The sequence below is a fragment of the Nocardia citri genome (assembly GCF_054065835.1).
Genome location: NZ_JBSUQM010000008.1, coordinates 217779 through 237460, shown reverse-complemented (window position 1 = coordinate 237460; position 19682 = coordinate 217779). Strand labels below are relative to the sequence as shown.

The 19682-nt window shown below is 67.0% G+C and carries 18 protein-coding genes; 13 read left to right on the top strand and 5 right to left on the bottom strand.

All coding sequences use genetic code 11. The features are described from left to right. Positions 1–177: 177 nt before the first annotated feature. The 4 genes from cobT (at position 178) to ACW2Q0_RS15270 (ending at position 3286) form a co-directional block, all read left to right on the top strand. Positions 178–1284 carry a nicotinate-nucleotide--dimethylbenzimidazole phosphoribosyltransferase gene (gene cobT / locus ACW2Q0_RS15285; protein WP_457190496.1) on the top strand — a complete coding sequence of 369 codons (1107 nt, stop codon included), beginning with the start codon at positions 178–180 and terminating at the stop codon, positions 1282–1284. A gap of 3 nt (positions 1285–1287) precedes the next feature. After that, positions 1288–1584, top strand: a complete 297-nt coding sequence (locus tag ACW2Q0_RS15280) for a hypothetical protein (protein WP_457190494.1) — start codon at positions 1288–1290, stop codon at positions 1582–1584. Further along, positions 1581–2330, top strand: coding sequence for an adenosylcobinamide-GDP ribazoletransferase (locus ACW2Q0_RS15275; RefSeq protein WP_457190492.1), 750 nt, complete (start codon positions 1581–1583; stop codon positions 2328–2330). Before ACW2Q0_RS15280 ends, ACW2Q0_RS15275 begins: the two co-directional genes overlap by 4 nt. A gap of 242 nt (positions 2331–2572) precedes the next feature. Then, the gene (locus tag ACW2Q0_RS15270; RefSeq protein ID WP_457190490.1) at positions 2573–3286 is read left to right on the top strand and encodes an MBL fold metallo-hydrolase; all 714 of its coding nucleotides are present in this window, start codon (positions 2573–2575) and stop codon (positions 3284–3286) included. 36 nt (positions 3287–3322) lie between these two features. Here the strand turns inward: ACW2Q0_RS15270 and ACW2Q0_RS15265 are convergent, their stop codons facing one another. Both ACW2Q0_RS15265 and gcvT read right to left on the bottom strand, forming a co-directional pair. Then, entirely contained in the window at positions 3323–4423 is a 1101-nt protein-coding gene (locus tag ACW2Q0_RS15265) for a branched-chain amino acid aminotransferase (RefSeq protein WP_457190488.1), read from the bottom strand. A 104-nt stretch (positions 4424–4527) separates the two neighbouring features. After that, entirely contained in the window at positions 4528–5628 is a 1101-nt protein-coding gene (gene gcvT / locus ACW2Q0_RS15260) for a glycine cleavage system aminomethyltransferase GcvT (RefSeq protein ID WP_457190486.1), read from the bottom strand. A 131-nt stretch (positions 5629–5759) separates the two neighbouring features. On the opposite strand from gcvT, the gene ACW2Q0_RS15255 reads away from it, so the two are divergent. Then, on the top strand, positions 5760–7304 hold the full coding sequence (locus tag ACW2Q0_RS15255) for a leucyl aminopeptidase (protein ID WP_457190484.1): 1545 nt from the start codon (positions 5760–5762) through the stop codon (positions 7302–7304). A gap of 76 nt (positions 7305–7380) precedes the next feature. Here the strand turns inward: ACW2Q0_RS15255 and ACW2Q0_RS15250 are convergent, their stop codons facing one another. Beyond that, a complete protein-coding gene (locus tag ACW2Q0_RS15250) occupies positions 7381–7743 on the bottom strand; it encodes an oxidoreductase (protein WP_457190482.1) in 363 nt (120 codons plus the stop codon). Between the two features lie 257 nt (positions 7744–8000). Between ACW2Q0_RS15250 and sucB the strand changes: the two genes are divergently transcribed. The 7 genes from sucB to ACW2Q0_RS15215 all read left to right on the top strand — a co-directional run bounded on the left by sucB (position 8001) and on the right by ACW2Q0_RS15215 (position 16321). Further along, positions 8001–9758 (top strand): 2-oxoglutarate dehydrogenase, E2 component, dihydrolipoamide succinyltransferase, encoded by a 1758-nt coding sequence (gene sucB / locus ACW2Q0_RS15245; RefSeq protein WP_457190480.1) that lies wholly within the window; start codon positions 8001–8003, stop codon positions 9756–9758. A gap of 23 nt (positions 9759–9781) precedes the next feature. Next, positions 9782–10687, top strand: coding sequence for a TIGR01777 family oxidoreductase (locus ACW2Q0_RS15240; protein ID WP_457190478.1), 906 nt, complete (start codon positions 9782–9784; stop codon positions 10685–10687). Between the two features lie 34 nt (positions 10688–10721). Beyond that, positions 10722–11255: an N-acetyltransferase family protein gene (locus ACW2Q0_RS15235; protein WP_457190476.1), complete on the top strand. Its 534-nt coding sequence runs from the start codon at positions 10722–10724 to the stop codon at positions 11253–11255. Between the two features lie 126 nt (positions 11256–11381). Further along, the gene (lipB, locus tag ACW2Q0_RS15230; protein WP_457190474.1) at positions 11382–12116 is read left to right on the top strand and encodes a lipoyl(octanoyl) transferase LipB; all 735 of its coding nucleotides are present in this window, start codon (positions 11382–11384) and stop codon (positions 12114–12116) included. A gap of 78 nt (positions 12117–12194) precedes the next feature. After that, a complete protein-coding gene (lipA, locus tag ACW2Q0_RS15225) occupies positions 12195–13211 on the top strand; it encodes a lipoyl synthase (RefSeq protein WP_457190472.1) in 1017 nt (338 codons plus the stop codon). Positions 13212–13518: 307 nt separating this feature from the next. Further along, complete coding sequence (locus ACW2Q0_RS15220) at positions 13519–15726, top strand: elongation factor G-like protein EF-G2 (RefSeq protein ID WP_457190470.1); 2208 nt, start codon at positions 13519–13521, stop codon at positions 15724–15726. A gap of 43 nt (positions 15727–15769) precedes the next feature. After that, the gene (locus ACW2Q0_RS15215; protein ID WP_457190468.1) at positions 15770–16321 is read left to right on the top strand and encodes a hypothetical protein; all 552 of its coding nucleotides are present in this window, start codon (positions 15770–15772) and stop codon (positions 16319–16321) included. A gap of 297 nt (positions 16322–16618) precedes the next feature. Here the strand turns inward: ACW2Q0_RS15215 and glnA are convergent, their stop codons facing one another. Further along, complete coding sequence (glnA, locus tag ACW2Q0_RS15210; RefSeq protein ID WP_457190466.1) at positions 16619–18055, bottom strand: type I glutamate--ammonia ligase; 1437 nt, start codon at positions 18053–18055, stop codon at positions 16619–16621. Positions 18056–18308: 253 nt separating this feature from the next. Between glnA and ACW2Q0_RS15205 the strand changes: the two genes are divergently transcribed. Next, positions 18309–18839: an RDD family protein gene (locus tag ACW2Q0_RS15205; protein WP_457190464.1), complete on the top strand. Its 531-nt coding sequence runs from the start codon at positions 18309–18311 to the stop codon at positions 18837–18839. A gap of 82 nt (positions 18840–18921) precedes the next feature. On the opposite strand, the gene ACW2Q0_RS15200 is transcribed toward ACW2Q0_RS15205, so the two are convergent. Continuing rightward, a complete protein-coding gene (locus ACW2Q0_RS15200) occupies positions 18922–19665 on the bottom strand; it encodes a DUF4191 domain-containing protein (protein WP_457190462.1) in 744 nt (247 codons plus the stop codon). Positions 19666–19682 lie beyond the last annotated feature (17 nt).

Sequence of the window (19682 nt, the reverse complement as noted above, 5' to 3'; positions counted from 1 at the left end):
GGTGTCGCACCAACCGCGCGGTATGTGCCGTGCGGACGGTCGGGCGGTGGCCGCAGGCGCGCGGGACGAGACATCGTGCGGGGTGGGTGGTGCGGATGGTCGGGGTCGCGGCAAGATTGGGCCGGATATGGACTGCGGCGCAGGAAATGAACTGCCCCGACCCGGAAAGGCTCGATAGTGACAGACGGATTCGGACCGGTTGTGCCACCCGATGCGGGGATTCGGGCGGCGGCGGAGCAGCGGCAGGCGCAGCTGACCAAACCCGGTGGGGCGCTCGGGCGGCTCGAGACGCTCGGCAATTGGGTATCGGCATGCCAGGGTATTTGCCCGCCGAAGCAGTTCGAGCGGGCGCGGGTGGTGGTGTTCGCCGGAGATCACGGCATTGCGCGCCATGGTGTTTCGGCGTATCCGAGTGAAGTGACCGCGCAGATGGTCGCCAATTTCGTCGGCGGCGGCGCGGCGGTGAATACCCTGGCCAGGGTCGCGGACGCGACCGTGCGAGTCGTCGACATATCCGTCGATGCCGATGCCGATCCACAGGTCGCCATGCACAAGGTGCGGCGCTCGAGCGGGGCGATCGATCGCGAAGACGCGCTCAGCGAGGACGAGATCAATGCCGCGCTCGCCGCGGGCAAGGCGATCGCCGACGAGGAGATCGATGCGGGCGCCGACCTGCTTATCGCGGGCGATATGGGCATCGGTAATACGACCCCCGCCACCGTCCTCATCGCGACCCTCACCGACACCGAACCCATCGCCGCGGTCGGCCGGGGTACCGGCGTGGACGATGCCGGCTGGATCCGCAAGGTCGCCGCGATCCGCGACGCCATGCGCCGCGCCCGCCCGGTCGCCAAGGACCCGGTCGAACTGCTGCGGGTAGCCGCAGGAGCCGACTTCGCCGCCATGGCGGGCTTCCTCGCCCAAGCCGCGACCCGCCGGACACCGGTCATTCTCGACGGCGTGGTCGTCACCGCGGCCGCGCTGGTCGCCGAGGACCTGGCCGCGGGTGCCAGCGCCTGGTGGCTCGCGGGCCACCGCTCCACCGAACCCGCGCACACCCTCGCCCTGCGCCACCTCCGCCTCGACCCGCTCCTCGACCTCGACATGCGGCTCGGCGAAGGCTCCGGCGCCTTGACGGCGCTCCCCATTCTGCGCGCCGCCGTAGCTGCCCTCGCCGAAATGGCTACTTTCGCCGAAGCCGGTGTGAGCACCGCCGATTCGGCCGCCGAGGCCGAGACCGACGTCGCCGCCGAAGTGGCCGCGCACCCGGACTTGCGGAAGTAGCCAGTGGCCGCAGATGCCGCCAGCGATGTGCGAACCGTGCACTCCGGGCCAACGGAGGCTCTCGGTCCGAAGCACCGCGTCACCCGCCGTCGGCGGCCGACGATTCCGACTGACAAGCCGGTCGCGGCCACCGACGGCGGCACACATCTGCAGTCGCAAGCGAGCCGGGCGCTGCGAACCGACGAAACGCTCGGCATGAACGGTGTGCCACACACCGCGGGCGCGCCGATGGTGCCGCAGCGTGAAACGGATGCTGGCGACGGTCCGGCGATGACGACCCCGTCAGGGCGGCGGGTATGAACAGTGCGCGACTCGCGGTGTCGTGGCTGACAGTCTTTCCGGTGCGAGGGCCGGACAGTGTCGACCGGGAAGCGGCGAGGCGGGCGATCGGGTTGGCGCCGTTGGTGGGCATCCTGCTCGGAGTGGCTGGGGTCGGGATGCTGTGGGTGCTGGTGTGGGCTGGGGCGAGTGCGGCACTTGCGGGGCTGGTGCTGGTTGCCGGGTTGGCGCTCATCACTCGGGGGATGCATCTGGATGGGTTGGCCGACACGATGGACGGGTTGGGGTCCTATGGTTCGCCCGAGCGGGCCAGAGAGATCATGAAGAGTGGCGGTGCGGGGCCGTTCGGGGTGGCGGCGATGGTGTTCGCCGTCGGGATCCAAGCGTTTTCGTTCGGCGCGCTGGCGCAGGCCGAGCGTTGGTTCGCGGTGGTGCTCGCGGTGGCCGTCGGCCGGGTGGTCGTGGTTCTCGCATGTCGGCGTGGCATCGCCGCCGCGCCCGACGCCGGATTCGGCGCCCTGGTCGCCGGGACCCAGCACTCGATCACCGTCGCGCTCTGGTCCACACTCGCCGTTGCCGCAGGCATCCTCGCCGTCCCGGACCATCGCTGGCTCGGTCCCACCGTTGTCCTTGTCGCCCTGGGTATTTCGGCCCTGCTGGCCCGGCATTGCACCAGCCGCTTCGGCGGCCTGTCCGGCGACATTCTCGGCGCGACACTCGAGATATCGGTCGCCATCACCGCTGCCGGCGTATCCCTGGGCACCTGACGCGACCGAACGCACCCCGAATACCGTCGAAATCCGCAAAGTACGTTGCCGCCCTGGATATTTCGGCCTCGACCGGCAGATGGGCGGCAGCGGCGGCCTTATTCACACGCACCGGTACAGCGCATGCCGACACGGCAGCTTCGTCATATCGCCGACTCCGCACACGAGCATCGACGCGGCTCCGGTCCGAGATAGCTGGCACGGTGCGCGCATTGTCTGGGTCACGCAATACAGTGGACGGTATGTCTTCCGAGCGTCTGTATTTTCGTCAACTGCTGTCCGGTCGAGATTTTGCCGTAGGGGATCCGATCGCGACACAGATGCGAAATTTCGCGTATTTGATCGGTGATCGGGAGACCGGCGAATGTGTGGTGGTGGATCCGGCGTATGCGGCGGGTGATCTGGTGGATATCGCCGAGGCCGACGGGCTGCGGCTGACCGGGGTGCTCGCCACCCATCACCACCCTGACCATGTCGGCGGCACCATGCTGGGCTTCACCCTGGGTGGGGTGCGGGAGCTACTCGAAAAGACCAGCGTCCCGGTGCACGTCAATGCCGAGGAACTATCCTGGGTGGCCAACGTCACCGGTGTCGCGCCGAGCGAACTCACCGGACACGAACACGGTGACAAGGTCAGCGTCGGCGCCTTCGATATCGAACTGCTGCACACCCCCGGCCACACCCCGGGCAGTCAGTGCTTTCTGTTCGACAATCGACTCATCGCAGGCGACACCTTGTTCATCGACGGCTGCGGCCGCACCGACTTCCCCGGCGGCGACTCCGACGCCATGTTCCGCAGCCTGCGCTACCTAGCCGATATATCCGGCGACCCGGTCGTCTATCCGGGGCACTGGTATTCGCAGGAGCCCTTCGCCACACTGTCCACGGTCAAGGACGCCAACTACGTCATGCGCCCACAAACCCTGGAGCAATGGCGCACCTTCATGCCCAGCTGACGCAGGAACGGCACCCGACTGCGGCATCCGCCGCAGTCACATACCGCGCATCCACCCGTGGATATCGGCGAAGGTGCCGCGCTGGATTCCGGTGAGGGTGTCGCGCAGCGCCATGGTGACCTCGCCGGGTTCGCCACCGCCGACGGCGAACTCACCATCGGCGGAGCGAACCCAGCCGACGGGTGTGATCACGGCGGCCGTTCCGCAGGCGAAAACCTCGGTGATTTCACCGGATTCGGCACCCTTGCGCCACTGCTCCACCGAAACCTTGCGCTCCTCGACCACATAGCCCGAATCGGCGGCCAGGGTGAGCAGCGAATCGCGAGTGATGCCGGGCAACAGCGATCCAGACAGTTCCGGGGTGACCAGCCGCGCCTGCGAACCGGAGCCGAAGACGAAGAACAGGTTGTTGGTCCCCATCTCCTCGACATAGCGGCGTTCACAGGCATCGAGCCAAACGACCTGATCACAGCCCTTCTCGGAGGCCTGCGCCTGGGCCAGCAGCGAGGCCGCGTAGTTACCCGCGACCTTCGCCTCACCGGTCCCGCCCGGTGCGGCCCGCACATATTCGGTCGACAGCCAGACCCGCACCGGCTTCACACCACGCGGGAAGTACGCGCCCGCAGGCGATCCCAGCAGCAGGTATTTGTAGGCGGAGGCGGGCTTGACACCGAGCCCGGCCTCGGTGGCGAACATGAACGGCCGCAGGTACAGCGACTCCTCACCACCGGCCGCGGGCACCCAGTGGCCGTCGACCTCGAGCAGTTGACGCACGGATTCGATGAATAGCTCTTCGGGTAGTTCCGCCATCGCCATCCGGCGCGCGGATTTGCGGAACCGCGCCGCGTTCGCATCGATGCGGAAGCAGGAGATACTGCCGTCGTTCTGCCGGTAGGCCTTCAGACCCTCGAAGATGGCCTGGCCGTAATGGAACACCATCGTCGCCGGATCCAGCGCCAACGGCCCATAGGGCTCGACCCGGGCATTGCTCCAGCCTTCGCCCTCGAGGTAATCGATGGAGACCATATGATCGGTGAAGAAGCGCCCGAATCCCGGTGCCGCCAGAATCTCCTGTACCCGCTGCGCCGGAGTGGGCGCGGGATGCGGAACATGGGTGAACTGTGCGGCAACGGTCATGAGCCTGATCCTATCCGGCGCCGATCCGGCGCGGTGCGAGTGTCGGCGCGCCGCGAACATCCACGCGCCACCTGCCGAGATCCGCAGTACCGGCGGTTCTTGGTCTACTTGGTCTTTGTATCGACGAACGGCGGGCGCACCACCTCGCACCGCAACCGCCGCCCGCGGACATCGACCTCGACCTCGGCACCGGGTTCGATCCCCGCCTCGGTGTCGAGCAGGGCGAGGGCGATGCCGATCTGCAGTGTGGGCGAGAATGTGCCGGAAGTCGTTTCACCGACGGGCGCACCGGCACGCAGCACGGTCTGCCCCTGGCGCAGCACACCGCGATCGAGTGCCTTCAGTCCCAACAGGATTCGCCGCGGACCGCTCGACTTCTCCTGCTCCAGTGCGGCTTTGCCCCAGAACTCGGACTTCCGCCAGCCGATCGCCCACCCGCAGCGCGCCTGCACGGGCGAAATCTCCAGCGACAGTTCATGTCCGTGCAGCGGATACCCCATCTCGGTGCGTAACGTGTCGCGCGCACCGAGCCCGGCGGGCTGCCCGGCACGCGCACGGACCTGCTCGACGAGCGCGCGGAACAGCGGCTCGGCATCGGCCCAGCGCGGTAGCAGTTCGTAGCCGTGTTCACCGGTGTAACCGGTGCGGCAGACCCGAATCCGGCGGCCGTCCCATTCGACGTCGGCGTAGGCCATGTACTCCATATCGGTCGGCAGCCCGAGCGCGGTGAGCACCTCGGTCGAGCGCGGTCCCTGTACCGCGAACACCCCGTACTCGCGATGCTCATCGGTCACCGTGATGCCCTCGGGGGCGGCCTTCCGCAGTTCCGCGACCACCGCCGCGGTATTGGCAGCATTGGGTACCAGGAAGATCTCGTCGTCGCCGACGTAATAGGCGATCAGATCGTCGATCACACCGCCGTCGGGCGCACAGCACAGGGTGTATTGCGCCTTGCCGGGCCGGATCCGGCCGAGGTCGTTGGTGAGCGCCGAGTTCACGAACTCCGCCGCCCCCGCACCGCGGACGGTGGCCTTGCCGAGATGACTCACATCGAACAGCCCGACGGTCGTGCGAACCGCCTGATGTTCCCCGACCGTCCCCGCGTACGAGACCGGCATCTCCCATCCGCCGAACGGCGCGAACTTCGCGCCGAGTTCGACGTGCACGGCAGGGATCGGGCCTTGCAGCAGGTTCGCGTCGGTCACCCGCCGAGCTTAGGGGACGGCAGTCGGCGAAGCCGACGGGGTGCGGCCGGGTGGCCGCGGATCGAGCGCCCGCGCCGCTATCAGATGGCGTTGCGATGCGCCAACCGGAACAGACCGAATAGCCTGTGCTCATGACCGCTGTTGCAGATCGCTCGCTCGGACCGGACCTGGACCTGGTCGACACCATCAGCGCCGACACCGACGTGTTGGTGATCGGCCTGGTGTCCGGTGATGACGGCCCGACGATCGCCACACTGGAGGACGAATTCGTCGACACCATCCTCGCCCCGGATGTCCGTGCGGCGCTGCAGGACCAGTTGCGCGCCGTCGGCGCGAAGGGTAAGGCGGAGGAGCTCACCCGGATTCCCGCGCCCACCGGCCTGGATGTGAAAAGTGTGCTCGCCGTCGGGCTCGGCGCCGCGGACAAGATCGATGCCGAACAGATCCGCCGCTCGGCCGGTGTCGCCGGGCGTGCGCTGACCGGTGTCGGGCTCGCCGTGACCACGCTGTCGGGTCTCGAGGGCGGCATCGGCCCGGCCGCCGAAGGTTTCTTCCTCGGCGCGTACACCTTCACCGCGTTCAAATCCGAGAATGCCGACGACAAGCCGGACGAGCGGCCGGTGCGCAAGATCGAACTCCTGGTCCGCGACCCGAGCGTGTCCTGCCGCGAGGGCTTCAACCACGACTGGGTGATCGCCGAATCCATCGCAACCGCACGGGATTTCGTCAACACTCCGCCCAGCCACCTGTATCCCGCCGAATTCGCCACCCGGGCAAAGGCTTCGGCTGAGGCAGCGGGCCTGCGGGTCGAGGTGCTCGACGAGCAGGCGCTCGCCGAGGGCGGCTACGGCGGTGTGCTCGGCGTCGGCAAGGGCTCCTCGCGCCAGCCCCGCCTGGTGCGCCTGACCTACAACGGCGGCGGCAAGAAGGTCGCGCTCATCGGCAAGGGCATCACCTTCGACACCGGCGGCATCTCCATCAAACCCGCCGCGAATATGGAAAATATGACCTCGGATATGGCGGGTGCCGCCGCGGTCATCGCGGCGACCATCGCCGCCGCCAAGCTGGAGCTGCCGGTCACCGTGATCGCGACCGTACCGATGGCCGAGAATATGCCCTCGGCCACCGCGCAGCGCCCCGGCGACGTGCTCACCCAGTACGGCGGTAAGACCGTCGAGGTGCTGAACACCGATGCCGAGGGCCGCTTGATCCTGGCCGACGCGATCGTGCGCGCGAGCGAGGACGATCCCGACTACCTCATCGATGTCGCAACCCTCACCGGCGCGCAGATGGTCGCGCTCGGCACCCGCACTCCCGGTGTGATGGGCACCGACGAATTCCGCGACCGTGTCGCGCGGCTGTCCCGGCTGGCCGGTGAAAACGGCTGGGCCATGCCGCTGCCCACCGAACTGCGCGCCGATCTGAACTCCAAGGTCGCGGATCTGGCGAATGTCGCACCGCACCGCTGGGGCGGGATGCTCTCGGCCGCGATCTTCCTCAAGGAGTTCGTCCCGGAGAGCGTGCAGTGGGCACACCTGGACGTCGCGGGTCCGGCCTACAACACCGGTGGCCCGTTCGGCTACATAGGTAAGGGTGGCACCGGGGTTCCGGTCCGCACCCTGGTCTCGGTGATCGAGGACATCGCGCACGAGGATCGAGCCGACGCGGCGCAGTGACCGAATGCCGGTGCGGCGTCGGGATTGCCGGGCGTCGCACCGCGGTCCGCGAACCGATCGAATGAAAAGAACCGTCCTACAAGTCGCCCAATTCGCGTTCCAGCGCCCGCTGGCGCTCGATCCGCTTGCGGGCATCGTGGTCGCGCATCCGTTGCGGATAACCGGTCTTACGGACGTCGTAAACGGGAATCCGCAAATCCCCGGCTAGCCGCTGCGCGCCGCGCTCGCCGACGACGCGGCGGGTCCATTCGCCATCGGCCGCGATCAACACGACAGTGACATCGGTCACGGTTGTCTTGGGCTCCACGTAACCCTCCACCCCGGCGTGGGTGCGCACCCACGCGGCGAGATAGCGGGCATTATCACCACTACCCGAACGCGCACGTAAAGCCCTCCCACCCCGGGTCGCGCCGCCTCGGAAACGATCCAGCAAACCCAACGACGTCGACCTCCTTCCACCGATGACCGAATGCTCGGCACCGGCCATTCCATCTTGCCAGCCCCGTGCAGTTCGCTGCCCTGTGCTACGCGCCTCGCGGGCGAGTGCAAGGATGGATCGCGGTACAAGAACCACCAGATCTCCGGTGCCACGCACAATGACCGGTGGCTTTCGGACACCCACCGCGACCGTGGTGGGTGTCCGCAGTGGGATCAACTGTTGTAGAACCCGTCGAGCAGTCAGAGGAGTCAACGGACATGGCCTTCTCCGTCCAGATGCCGGCTCTTGGTGAGAGCGTCACCGAGGGAACGGTGACCAGGTGGCTGAAGCAGGAAGGAGACACGGTCGAGGTCGACGAGCCACTGCTCGAGGTCTCCACCGATAAGGTCGACACCGAGATCCCGTCGCCGGCGGCGGGTGTGTTGTCGAAGATCGTCGCCGCCGAGGATGACGTCGTCGAGGTCGGCGGTGAGCTCGGTGTGATCAGCGAAGCCGGCGAAGCGCCCGCGCCCGCCGCCGCTCCCGCACCTGAAACCGCACCCGCCCCGGCACCGGAGCCGGAACCGGCCCCCACCCCTGCCGCCGCCGCGGCCCCCGCACCCGCGGCCGCCGCACCCGCGGCCGCCCCCGCCGCCGCGTCGGGCACTCCGGTCAAGATGCCGGAACTCGGTGAGTCGGTTACCGAGGGCACCGTCACCCGCTGGCTCAAGCAGGTCGGTGACCAGGTCGCCGTCGACGAGCCGCTACTCGAGGTCTCCACCGACAAGGTCGACACCGAGATCCCCTCGCCCGTCGCGGGCACCCTGCTGGAAATCTCGGCGCAGGAAGACGATGTGGTCGCCGTCGGTGGACAGCTCGGCGTGATCGGCAGCGGCGCCGCCGCGGCCGCCGCACCCGCACCGGCTGCTCCCGCACCTGCACCGGCTGCTCCCGCACCTGCACCGGCACCGACTCCCGCGGCCGCCGCTGCGGCACCTGCCCCGGCTCCTGCTCCCGCCGCCCCGGCCCCCAAGCCTGCTCCGGTCCCGACCGCCACGGCTCCGGCGCCGCAGGAAACCTCCGGCAACGGCGCCACCCCGTACGTCACCCCGCTGGTCCGCAAGCTGGCCGAGGACAACGGCGTCAACCTCGCCACCGTCACCGGCTCCGGTGTCGGCGGACGCATCCGCAAGCAGGATGTGCTCGCCGCTGTCGAGGCCAAGAAGGCACCGGCACCGGCACCGGCCGCCCCTGCGGCCGCCGCATCGGCCGCGAAGGCGCCCGCCCCCGCGGCCCCGTCGCAGCTGGCGCACTTGCGCGGCACCGTGCAGAAGGCGAGCCGCATCCGCCAGATCACCGCGACCAAGACCCGGGAATCGCTGCAGACCACCGCGCAGCTGACCCAGGTGCACGAGGCGGATGTCACCAAGGTCGCGGCACTGCGCAGTCAGGCCAAGGCCGCGTTCAAGGACCGCGAGGGCGTCAACCTGACGTTCCTGCCGTTCTTCGCCAAGGCGGTTGTCGAGGCGCTCGGCGTACACCCGAATGTGAACGCCAGCTACAACGAGACCACCAAGGAGATCACCTATCACGCCTCGGTGCACCTCGGCATCGCCGTCGACACCGAACAGGGCCTGCTGTCTCCGGTGATCCACAACGCCAGCGACCTGTCGCTGGCCGGACTGGCCCGCGCCATCGCCGATATCGCCAACCGCGCCCGCACCGGCGGCCTCAAGCCGGACGAGCTGGCAGGCGGCACCTTCACCATCACCAATATCGGCAGTCAGGGCGCGCTGTTCGACACCCCGATCCTGCTTCCGCCGCAGGCGGGCATGCTCGGCACGGGTGCGATCGTCAAGCGTCCAGTGGTGGTGACCGATGAGACCGGCAACGAGTCCATCGGTGTCCGGTCGATGTGCTACCTGCCCCTCACCTACGATCACCGCCTCATCGATGGCGCCGACGCCGGTCGCTTCCTGACCACGATCCGGCACCGGCTCGAGGAAGCGGCGTTCGAGGCGGACCTCGGTCTGTAGTCGGAAAGGGGCGTCTGTCGCGCATGAAGGTGGTGATCGCCGGATCGTCCGGTCTGATCGGGACGGCACTCGTCGCGGCGTTGCGCCGCGAGGGGCATGAAGTCGCCAGATTGATACGCCGCTCACCGAATGCGCCGGACGAATACCGCTGGGATCCCGCTCGCGCCGATCTGGACGAGCGGGCCCTGCGGGGCGCCGACGCGGTGGTCAACCTCTGTGGGGCGAGCATCGGCGGGCGGCGCTGGAACGGCAGCTACAAACAGCAGTTGCGCGACAGCCGACTCACCCCGACCGATGTCCTGGCCAATGCGGGCGCCGCCGCTGGTGTGCCGGTGCTGGTGAATGCCAGCGGCGTGCACTACTACGGCGGTGCCACCGGCAACCGCGTGGTCGACGAAACCACTCCCGCGGGAACGAGTTTCCTCGCCACCCTCTGCCGGGACTGGGAGGCCGCGACCAAACCCGCCGTCGACGCGGGCGTGCGCACGGTGCTGCTGCGCAGTGCCGTGGTGCTGTCCCAGCACGGCGGTATGCTCGGCATGTTGCAGCCGCTGTATTCATTCGGACTCGGCGGCCGACTCGGCAATGGACGGCAGTACACCCCGTGGATCTCGATGGCCGACGAGATCGGCGCGATCATCTTCGCGCTCACCCACAACAGCCTTGCCGGGCCGGTCAACTCGGTCGGTCCGGCACCGGTCACCAATGCCGAATTCAATCGGGTACTCGGCCGGGTACTGCACCGGCCGACCCCATTTGTGGTGCCCGCATTCGCATTACGCGCGCTGATCGGCGAATTCGCCGATGAGGCGATCCTGAACGGGCCGCGCGCGATTCCGACGGCGCTGGAAGAGGCGGGGTATCAGTTCCAGCACCAGACGATCGGTGCGGCGCTGGCGGCCGCCGTCGGCCGTGATGACGACCGTTGACGCGGAATCCGAAGACCGACCATGGAGTAGTTCGATGACCGAGCTCGACACCCGACCCGCCACCGTCATCCGTGACGCGCACGAGGGCGATCTGCCCGAGATCATGGTCATCCACAACGCGAATATCGCCACCTCCACCGCCATCTGGGACCATGAGCAGGTCGATCTCGACGATCGACGGGCCTGGTTCCGCGGCCGCACCGCCGCCGGGCTGCCTATTCTGGTCGCCGATATCGGCGGCGAGGTCGCTGGTTACGCCGGCTACGGCCCGTGGCGGACCCGATCGGGTTACCGATTCACCGTGGAGAATTCCGTCTACGTGGCCGACCGTTTCCACCGTCGCGGTATCGCGAGCGCTCTGCTCACCGAACTGATCGAACGCGCCCGCCGAGCAGGCGACGTGCACGCGATGGTCGCCGCCATCGAATCCGGCAATTCCGGATCCATCGCACTGCACAAGCGATTCGATTTCCGCACCGTCGGGGAACTGCCGGAAGTCGGCCGCAAGTTCGGTCGCTGGATGAACCTGACGCTGATGCAGTTGACCCTGCCGATCCAGGGCGACTGACTGACGGTCGCCGAACCCCTGCACCAGGGCACACACTTGCCCTGGACGCCAAACCCGGCAACCCTGTGGCATCGCCCACACCGGGTTGGTTTATCGAATTGTCACACTCGGCGTACCGTCAAGGACGTGAACGACACGCGTACCACTTGGTCCGCCAGATTCGATGTGACCCCGATCGTGGTCGAGGATCTCGGACTCATCGATTACCACAGCGCCTGGGACCTGCAGCGGTCGATCGCCGCGCAGCGGGCCGAGGGCCGGGGAGCCGACCATCTGCTCCTGCTCGAGCATCCGTCGGTCTACACCGCGGGTCGCCGCACCGGGGCCGAGGATCTGCCGATCGATGGCAGCCCGGTGGTACAGGTCGATCGCGGCGGCAAGATCACCTGGCACGGGCCGGGCCAGCTCGTCGGCTATCCGATCGTGCGCCTGGCCGAGCCGGTGGATGTCGTCCAGTACGTGCGCAGGCTGGAAGAAGCGCTGATCACCGTCTGCACCGACCTCGGCCTGGGGTGCGGCCGGGTCGAGGGCCGCTCCGGTGTCTGGCTGCCCGCCACCGAGCTCTACTCCGAGCGCAAGGTCGCCCAGATCGGCGTGCGGGTACAGCAGGGCGTTGCGCTGCACGGCATCTCGCTCAACTGCAACTCCGCCCTCGACGGCTTCCAGGCCATTGTCCCGTGTGGCATCCGCGACGCCGGGGTCACCACGCTGACCCGCGAGCTCGGCCGCGAAGTCACGGTGGCCGAGGTGAAGCCGCTCGTCGCGGATGCGATCACCCGCGCACTCAATGGCGAACTCCCGGTGACCGCACGCGATATCGTCCGCGCCGCACCAGCTGTGGAGCCTGCGAAAGCCGAATGACTCGGCTGTTGCGGCGTTGCCCGGGACAGTGATGGACTGCATCCGACGGCGGCGCGGCGCAAGCGTAAGGTCGATCGGGTGACCTCAGCTTCAGCACCGGCAGGACGCAAACTGCTACGCATCGAGGCGCGCAACGCGGAGACCCCGATCGAGCGCAAGCCTCAATGGATTCGGACCCGAGCCAAGATGGGCCCCGAGTACACCGAACTCAAGGGCCTGGTGAAAAGTGAGGGCCTGCACACGGTGTGCGAGGAGGCGGGTTGTCCCAATATCTTCGAATGCTGGGAAGACCGTGAGGCCACCTTCCTGATCGGCGGTGAACAGTGCACCCGCCGCTGCGACTTCTGCCAGATCGACACCGGCAAACCCGCCGCACTCGATCGCGACGAGCCGCGCCGGGTCGCCGAAAGCGTGCAGGCGATGGGCCTGCGCTACTCCACCATCACCGGCGTCGCCCGCGACGATCTCGATGACGGCGGCGCCTGGCTTTACGCCGAAACCGTCCGCGCCATCAAGGCTTTGAACCCGAACACCGGCGTCGAACTGCTCATCCCGGACTTCAACGCCGTCCCTGAGCAGCTCGCCGAAGTCTTCTCCGCGCGCCCGGAAGTACTCGCGCACAACCTGGAGACGGTGCCGCGTATCTTCAAGCGGATCCGCCCGGCATTCCGCTACGAGCGCTCCCTCGCCGTGCTGACCGCAGCCCGCGAAGTCGGCCTGGTCACCAAGTCGAACCTGATCCTCGGCATGGGCGAAACCCCCGAGGAGGTCACCCAGGCCATGCGTGACCTGCACGACGCGGGCTGCGACATCCTCACCATCACCCAGTACCTGCGGCCCTCCCCGCGCCACCACCCGGTCGACCGCTGGGTCAGGCCGGAGGAATTCGTCGAGCACTCCCGCATGGCCGAGGAAATCGGCTTCGCCGGTGTCATGGCCGGACCGCTGGTTCGCTCGTCCTACCGCGCGGGCCGCCTCTACGCCGAGGCCATGGCCCACCACGGCCGCGAAATCTCCCCCGCCATGGCACATCTCGCTGAGGAGGGCACTGCCTCCCAGGAGGCCAGCTCCGTCCTGGCACGGTTCGGCAGCTAGACCGCGACTCGGATCCCCACACACCTTCCGCCGGGTGTGCGGGGATCCGTCTCATTACGCGGTAGCACCTCCATTCGGCCGGGCACCACCTCCAGAGGGACCGGTACTGCCCGCGCGCCGACGATGTCGACAAAACACCGACCCGTTGAAGCCTGCTACCTCGGGTCCGCGTAGCCCCTGGCTGAACCGCCGGTGCACGCCACCCCACGCGCACCTGAACACACCGGATCGCCCGATCTGCACACGCGACGGGACCGCTGGTGGGAAGCTCGAAGGACCGTAAGTGTCGACCGAGAAAGCGAGACACATGGTCGAGAAAGCGAGTGCGTCCGCAGGGACCAACGGTAGGGCTGTGACGGCGCAGCGGCCGGAGGATATCCGGAATGTGGTGCTGGTCGGGCACAGCGGTTCGGGAAAGACCACGCTGGTGGAGGCGTTGGCGCTTACCGTCGGCGCGGTGAATCGCGCGGGCCGGGTGGAGGACGGGACGTCGCTATCGGATTACGACGAGATCGAGCACCGCCAACACCGATCGGTGCAGCTGTCGGTGGTGCCGATGGTGTGGCGCGGGATCAAGATCAATCTGCTGGATACGCCCGGATACGCCGATTTCGTCGGTGAACTGCGCGCGGGTCTACGGGCGGCGGATGCGGCCCTGTTCGTCATCTCCGCGGCCGAGGGCGCCGAGGCCGTGAGCGGCGCGACGCGCGCGCTGTGGGAGGAGTGTGCGGCGGTCGGGATGCCGCGGGCCATCGTCATCACCCACCTCGATACCGCTCGTGCCGATTTCGAGGAAATGACCGAGACCTGCCGGCAGGTACTCGGCGGCGGATCCTCGGAAAACATTCTGCCGCTGCATCTTCCGGTGTACGGGCCGAAGAGTCCGGACGGTCATCGCCCGGTGACCGGCTTGGTCGAGCTGCTGCCGCACTGCATCGCGGACTACTCCTCCGGCGAGGAAGTCCAGAGCGAACCGTCCGCCGATCAGCTGCCACTGCTCGAGCAGGCGCGCGACCGGCTGATCGAGGGCATCATCGCCGAGAGCGAAGACGAGACCCTCATGGAGCGCTATCTCGGCGGCGAGGAGATCGAGCTGGCGACGCTGGTCGAAGACCTCGAGCGCGCGGTCGCCCGCGGCAGCTTCCATCCCGTGCTGTTCGGCGCGCCCGCCCCCGAAGGCGCCAAACAGGGCCTCGGCACGATCGAGCTGTTGGAACTGATCACCGGCGGATTTCCCACGCCGTCGGAACATGCGGTCACGGCGGTCACCACATCCGACGGTGCGGCGCCGACACCGCTGCGCTGCGATCCCGACGGCGCGTTGGCCGCCGAGGTGATCCGCACCGCTTCGGATCCGTACGTCGGGCGAGTCTCGCTGGTCCGCGTCTTCTCCGGCACCCTACGACCCGATGACACCGTGCACGTGTGCGGTCACGGGCTGGAGGACCGCGGCCACGAAAGCCACGATGTGGACGAGCGCATCGGCGCAATCACCGCCCCCTTCGGCAAACAGCAGCGCCCACTCGGCCAGGCCATCGCCGGTGATATCGCCTATGTCACCAAACTGAGCCGGGCGGAAACCGGCGATACCCTGTCCGGTACCGCCACACCGCTGCTGATCGAACCATGGCAGATGCCGGATCCTCTGCTGCCCATCGCCATTCGCGCACACAGCAAGGCGGATGAGGACAAACTTTCCAACGGCCTGGGGCGACTGGCGGCCGAGGATCCCGCGATCCGGCTGGAACAGAATCCCGATACCCATCAGATCGTGCTGTGGTGTCTGGGTGAGGCACACCGCGACGTCGCGCTGGAGCGCTTGCGCACCAGGTTCGGCGTGCAGGTGGACGTGATCGACCACCAGGTCGCGCTGCGAGAAACGTTCGCGGGCAAGGCAACCGGTAAAGGCAGGCACGTCAAACAGTCGGGCGGGCACGGACAGTACGCGGTCTGCGAGATCGAAGTGGAACCACTGCCGGGTGGTTCGGGTATCGAATTCGTCGACCGGGTCGTGGGCGGAGTCGTACCGCGCCAGTTCATTCCATCGGTGGAGAAGGGGGTGCGCGCCCAGGCCGCGCGCGGGGTGGCGGCCGGGTACCCGCTGGTCGATATGCGCGTGACACTCTTCGATGGCAAGGCGCATTCGGTCGACTCCTCCGATGCCGCATTCCAGACCGCGGGCGCGCTCGCATTGCGCGAGGCCGCGACCGCCGCCGGTATCGACCTACTCGAACCGATCGCCGAGGTATGGGTGGTGGTAACCGATGATTACGTCGGCCCGGTACTCGGCGACCTGTCCGGACGTCGCGGACGCGTCCTCGGTACTGAACCGCACGGCACCGGCCGCACCCGAATCCACGCCGAGGTGCCAGAGCTCGAACTCACCCGCTACGCAATAGATCTGCGTTCGATCTCACACGGCACGGGTGATTTCACGCGGTCGTATATCCGGCACGAGCCGATGCCGAATGCGCTGGCGGGCGCCGTCCGCGCACAGGCGGGGAAGTCTGGCTGATACCAAGCGCCACAGGATATTTCGCCAGCGTCGAAGGAGCCGGGTGGTCAATCCAGAGCGTTTCGTTGTCGATACCGAGCATTTCGGCAAGATCGTGATCACACGGACCGACGAAAGGGTGGTCACCACACCGGTATTCGACGATGCCACCGTAGTGACTATCGAACGCATCGGTCCGCGCACCCGTCAGCGTGTTCCCATCGGTACGCGTAATGCCAAGCGGCTACGGGCAATGCTCAATGATCGCCCCATCAGGCTGACGGTCGGACCCGGGCATTTCTACCACCGGCGGACCTATCGCGCGGTCGCCGAGGTGGATGGCAAGATTTGGCGGCTCATGCCGACGAATCTGCACTCCAGCACAGTGATACTGGGACAAAAACACCAGGGCGATCATGTCCTCGGCGAATTCATGCTGACCGGGACGCACCACATCGAAGTGGTGTGGGCCTTGCCGTTCACCTCCCGCGATCCCGAGCTCACTGTTCGACAGCCGACCGCACAGGACGCGCTCATCGCCTACGCCTTGGTCACGGCATTCGGCACGGGTGGTGTCTCATTGTGGGAGATCGTCCACATGGTGCTCCCGATCTGAATCTCTGCTGCCGCACAACCTCCGAGGAGTTCGCGCAGGCTATGCGATGTGCGCGGTCGTGACAGATTGTGCGTCGCCGTGCCAGTCGGTGTCGCCCCAAAGATCAGTGGATGCGGCACCGACAGTGTGAGCAGTTATGGGTCGATGAGCTTTTCAGCATGCGGCCGGATACGGACGAGTCCACCCGCCGAGTGATCGCGGCTGTGATCACTGAGCGGATGGACTCGGAACCGACTACTGCGTACCCACTGCGTACCGAACGCCGGAATTAACGGCATTCGCGCAGGTCAGTCAGGCTTACACGTCGAAGTAGAGCTCGAACTCGTACGGGTGCGGACGGAGGTTCACCGGCGCGATTTCGTTTTCGCGCTTGAGGCTGATCCAGGTCTCGATGAGGTCCGGGGTGAAGACGTTGCCTTCGGTCAGGTAGTCGTGGTCCTGCTCGAGGCGGTCGATGACCGAGGCCAGGCTGGTGGGGGCCTGCGGGATGCCCTTGGCCTCCTCCGGCGGGAGCTCGTAGAGGTCCTTGTCAACCGGGGCCTTCGGCTCGATCTTCTTCTTGATGCCGTCCAGGCCGGCCATCATCATGGCGGCGAAGGCCAGGTACGGGTTACCCGAGGAGTCGGGCGCGCGGAACTCGATGCGCTTGGCCTTCGGGTTGTTGCCGGTGACCGGGATGCGGACCGCGGCGGAGCGGTTGCGCTGCGAGTACACCAGGTTGATCGGGGCCTCGTAGCCCGGGACCAGGCGGTGGTAGGAGTTCACGGTCGGGTTGGTGAACGCCAGCAGCGACGGCGCGTGGTGCAGGATGCCGCCGATGTAGTGACGCGCCAGGTCCGACAGGCCCGCGTAACCGGCCTCGTCGTGGAACAGCGGCGTGCCGTCCTTCCACAGCGACTGGTGCACGTGCATACCCGAGCCGTTGTCACCGAAGAGCGGCTTCGGCATGAAGGTGACGGTCTTGCCCTCGGCCCACGCGGTGTTCTTGACGATGTACTTGAACAGCTGCAGATCGTCGGCCGCATGCAGCAGGGTGTTGAACTTGTAGTTGATCTCGGCCTGACCGGCGGTACCGACCTCATGGTGGCCGCGCTCGAGTTCGAAGCCCGCGTTCTGCAGGTTGGTCGAGATCTTGTCGCGCAGGTCGACATAGTGGTCGTACGGCGCGACCGGGAAGTAGCCGCCCTTGTTGCGGACCTTGTAGCCGCGGTTGCGGGTGCCGTCCGGGTTGAACTCCTTACCGGTGTTCCAGGAGCCCGAGATCGACTCGATCTCGTAGAAGGCGCCATTCATTCCCGAGTCGTAGCGGATCGAGTCGAAGATGTAGAACTCCGCCTCTGCGCCGAAGTACGCGGTGTCGGCGATACCGGTCGAGCGCAGGTACTCCTCCGCCTTGCGCGCGATGTTACGCGGGTCGCGGCTGTAGGCCTCCCGGGTGAACGGGTCGTGCACGAAGAAGTTGAGGTTCAGCGTCTTGGCCTGACGGAACGGGTCGAGGCGCGCCGTGCTGAAGTCGGGGAGCAGCAGCATGTCCGACTCGTCGATGGACTGGAAGCCACGGACGGAGGAGCCGTCGAACGCTAGCCCTTCCTCAGCGAGGTCAGCGGTGAAAGCCTTCGCGGGGATCGAGAAGTGCTGCTGCACACCGGGAAGATCACTGAAGCGGATGTCGACGTATTCGACTTCTTCTTCCTTGATGTGCTGGATGACCTCGTCGGCCGTGCTGAACGTCACTTGTTCTCCTTACGGATCGGTTCCCAGCCAGTGTCGATTGCATGGGTTCGTCGCGTCCAGACGGTATGGACGCGATGTTTCCCAGCAATCAAGGCTATGTTTCGCCAGTGTTACACGTGCGGCTGAGCGGGTGGTGAACGCCACCTGGGCTCGAACAGCATGGTAATCGTGCGATTGTTTCCCGCGCTCGCCGAGGTCACCTTGGGTCGATGTGGTGTCCTACGACCGGTCGTAGGGGCCTATCCTGGGGGTCATGGCACGCATCAGCGGATCCTGGCTCTCCGGACCTTCGGCGGACCCAGGTGATCCGGCAACCCCCGAGTTCCCCGGTCAGCACCTGGGTCTGCCGCGCTCGGGCGCCGGGTCGCTGGTCGGCATGCTGCGACGCATCGTCGCGCTCGTAGTCGACTGGTTCATCTCGCTCGGTGTGACCACGATCATCATGCGACCCAACCCGGACAAGATCATCGACCGGATGAATATCCCGGCCGGGCAGCCGCGTCCCTCGAACTTCGAGGCGATTGTGAGTGTACTCACGACGCCGAATCTGCTCGTCTGGTTCGTGATCGGTGTCGTCGCGGTGTCGTTGTTCGGCTACACGCCCGGCCAGTACTTCCTCCGGCTGCGTGTCATCCGCATCGATGCGCCGGTGGCCGTCGGATTCGTGCGTGCGTTGGCCCGCCAGGTGCTGCTGGTCTTCGTGGTTCCGGCCCTGTTCACCGACGCCGACGGTCGCGGCATGCACGATCGCGCCACCGGCACCGCGGTCGTCCGCTCGCGCTAGCCCCCGGAGCGGAGGCCGGAGCAGTGCGTGCCGGCGGCGTCATCGAATCCGGTCATGCCGACGATGCGGGCCCGAAAACCGATCAGCGCCGACGGATGCTGCGCTGCACCCCGCGCATCTTGGCGCCCGCGGGCATGGGTCCCTTGGGCAGTGCGGGACCGCTGCGCGAGCTCAGCGCGGTCAGCCGGCCCTCGATGAGGTCCATGCGCTTGGCATCGATATTGCGGGGCAGCTTGGTGAGGTGCTTCTGCAGCTCCTTCAACGGGATCTGGCCCTCGTCATTGCCGATGATGATGTCGTAGATCGGGGTGTCGCCGATGAGCCGCGCGGTGCGCTTCTTCTCCTGCGCCAACAGTGACTTGAGCCGCTGCGGGGAACCCTCGCCGATCAGGATGACGCCCGGCAGGCCGATCACCCGATGTACCGCATCCAGCTGGGTGGTCGCGGCGATGCCTTTGCTGACCCGCCATTTGCCCTGCAGGTTGTCCAGCACCCAGGCCGCGGCACCGGCCTGGCCCTCGGCCTTGGCATAGACATTCCGCTGCACCCGGCGACCGAAAATGATGAACGCGACGAGCACACCGAGCAGCAGACCGAGCGGCAGCAGGAACCACTGCAGTCCGAAGATCAGGCCGACGACCAGGAAAACGACGGTGATGCCGACGACGGCGCCGATCATCAAGGGCAGCAGCAGCTTGTCTTCCTTGCGCTGCATCTGGAACGCCTGCCAGAGCTGCTGGCGGCGTTCTTTCGACTGCTGCCTGCGGGCCGCCTTCGCCGCGGCCTTCGCTTCCTTGGACGGCGTACCGCCCTTGCCTACTGCCATGTTCACAGAATAGTGCC

What these genes read in the sequence shown, in the direction of transcription:
- ACW2Q0_RS15255 (WP_457190484.1), top strand. Translation starts at nt 5,760, where the DNA reads ATGACCGCTGTTGCAGATCGCTCGCTCGGACCGGACCTGGACCTGGTC.
- ACW2Q0_RS15200 (WP_457190462.1), bottom strand. Translation starts at nt 19,665, where the DNA reads ATGGCAGTAGGCAAGGGCGGTACGCCGTCCAAGGAAGCGAAGGCCGCG.
- ACW2Q0_RS15205 (WP_457190464.1), top strand. Translation starts at nt 18,309, where the DNA reads ATGGCACGCATCAGCGGATCCTGGCTCTCCGGACCTTCGGCGGACCCA.
- ACW2Q0_RS15220 (WP_457190470.1), top strand. Translation starts at nt 13,519, where the DNA reads ATGGTCGAGAAAGCGAGTGCGTCCGCAGGGACCAACGGTAGGGCTGTG.
- sucB (WP_457190480.1), top strand. Translation starts at nt 8,001, where the DNA reads ATGGCCTTCTCCGTCCAGATGCCGGCTCTTGGTGAGAGCGTCACCGAG.
- ACW2Q0_RS15270 (WP_457190490.1), top strand. Translation starts at nt 2,573, where the DNA reads ATGTCTTCCGAGCGTCTGTATTTTCGTCAACTGCTGTCCGGTCGAGAT.
- ACW2Q0_RS15235 (WP_457190476.1), top strand. Translation starts at nt 10,722, where the DNA reads ATGACCGAGCTCGACACCCGACCCGCCACCGTCATCCGTGACGCGCAC.
- ACW2Q0_RS15240 (WP_457190478.1), top strand. Translation starts at nt 9,782, where the DNA reads ATGAAGGTGGTGATCGCCGGATCGTCCGGTCTGATCGGGACGGCACTC.
- ACW2Q0_RS15275 (WP_457190492.1), top strand. Translation starts at nt 1,581, where the DNA reads ATGAACAGTGCGCGACTCGCGGTGTCGTGGCTGACAGTCTTTCCGGTG.
- ACW2Q0_RS15265 (WP_457190488.1), bottom strand. Translation starts at nt 4,423, where the DNA reads ATGACCGTTGCCGCACAGTTCACCCATGTTCCGCATCCCGCGCCCACT.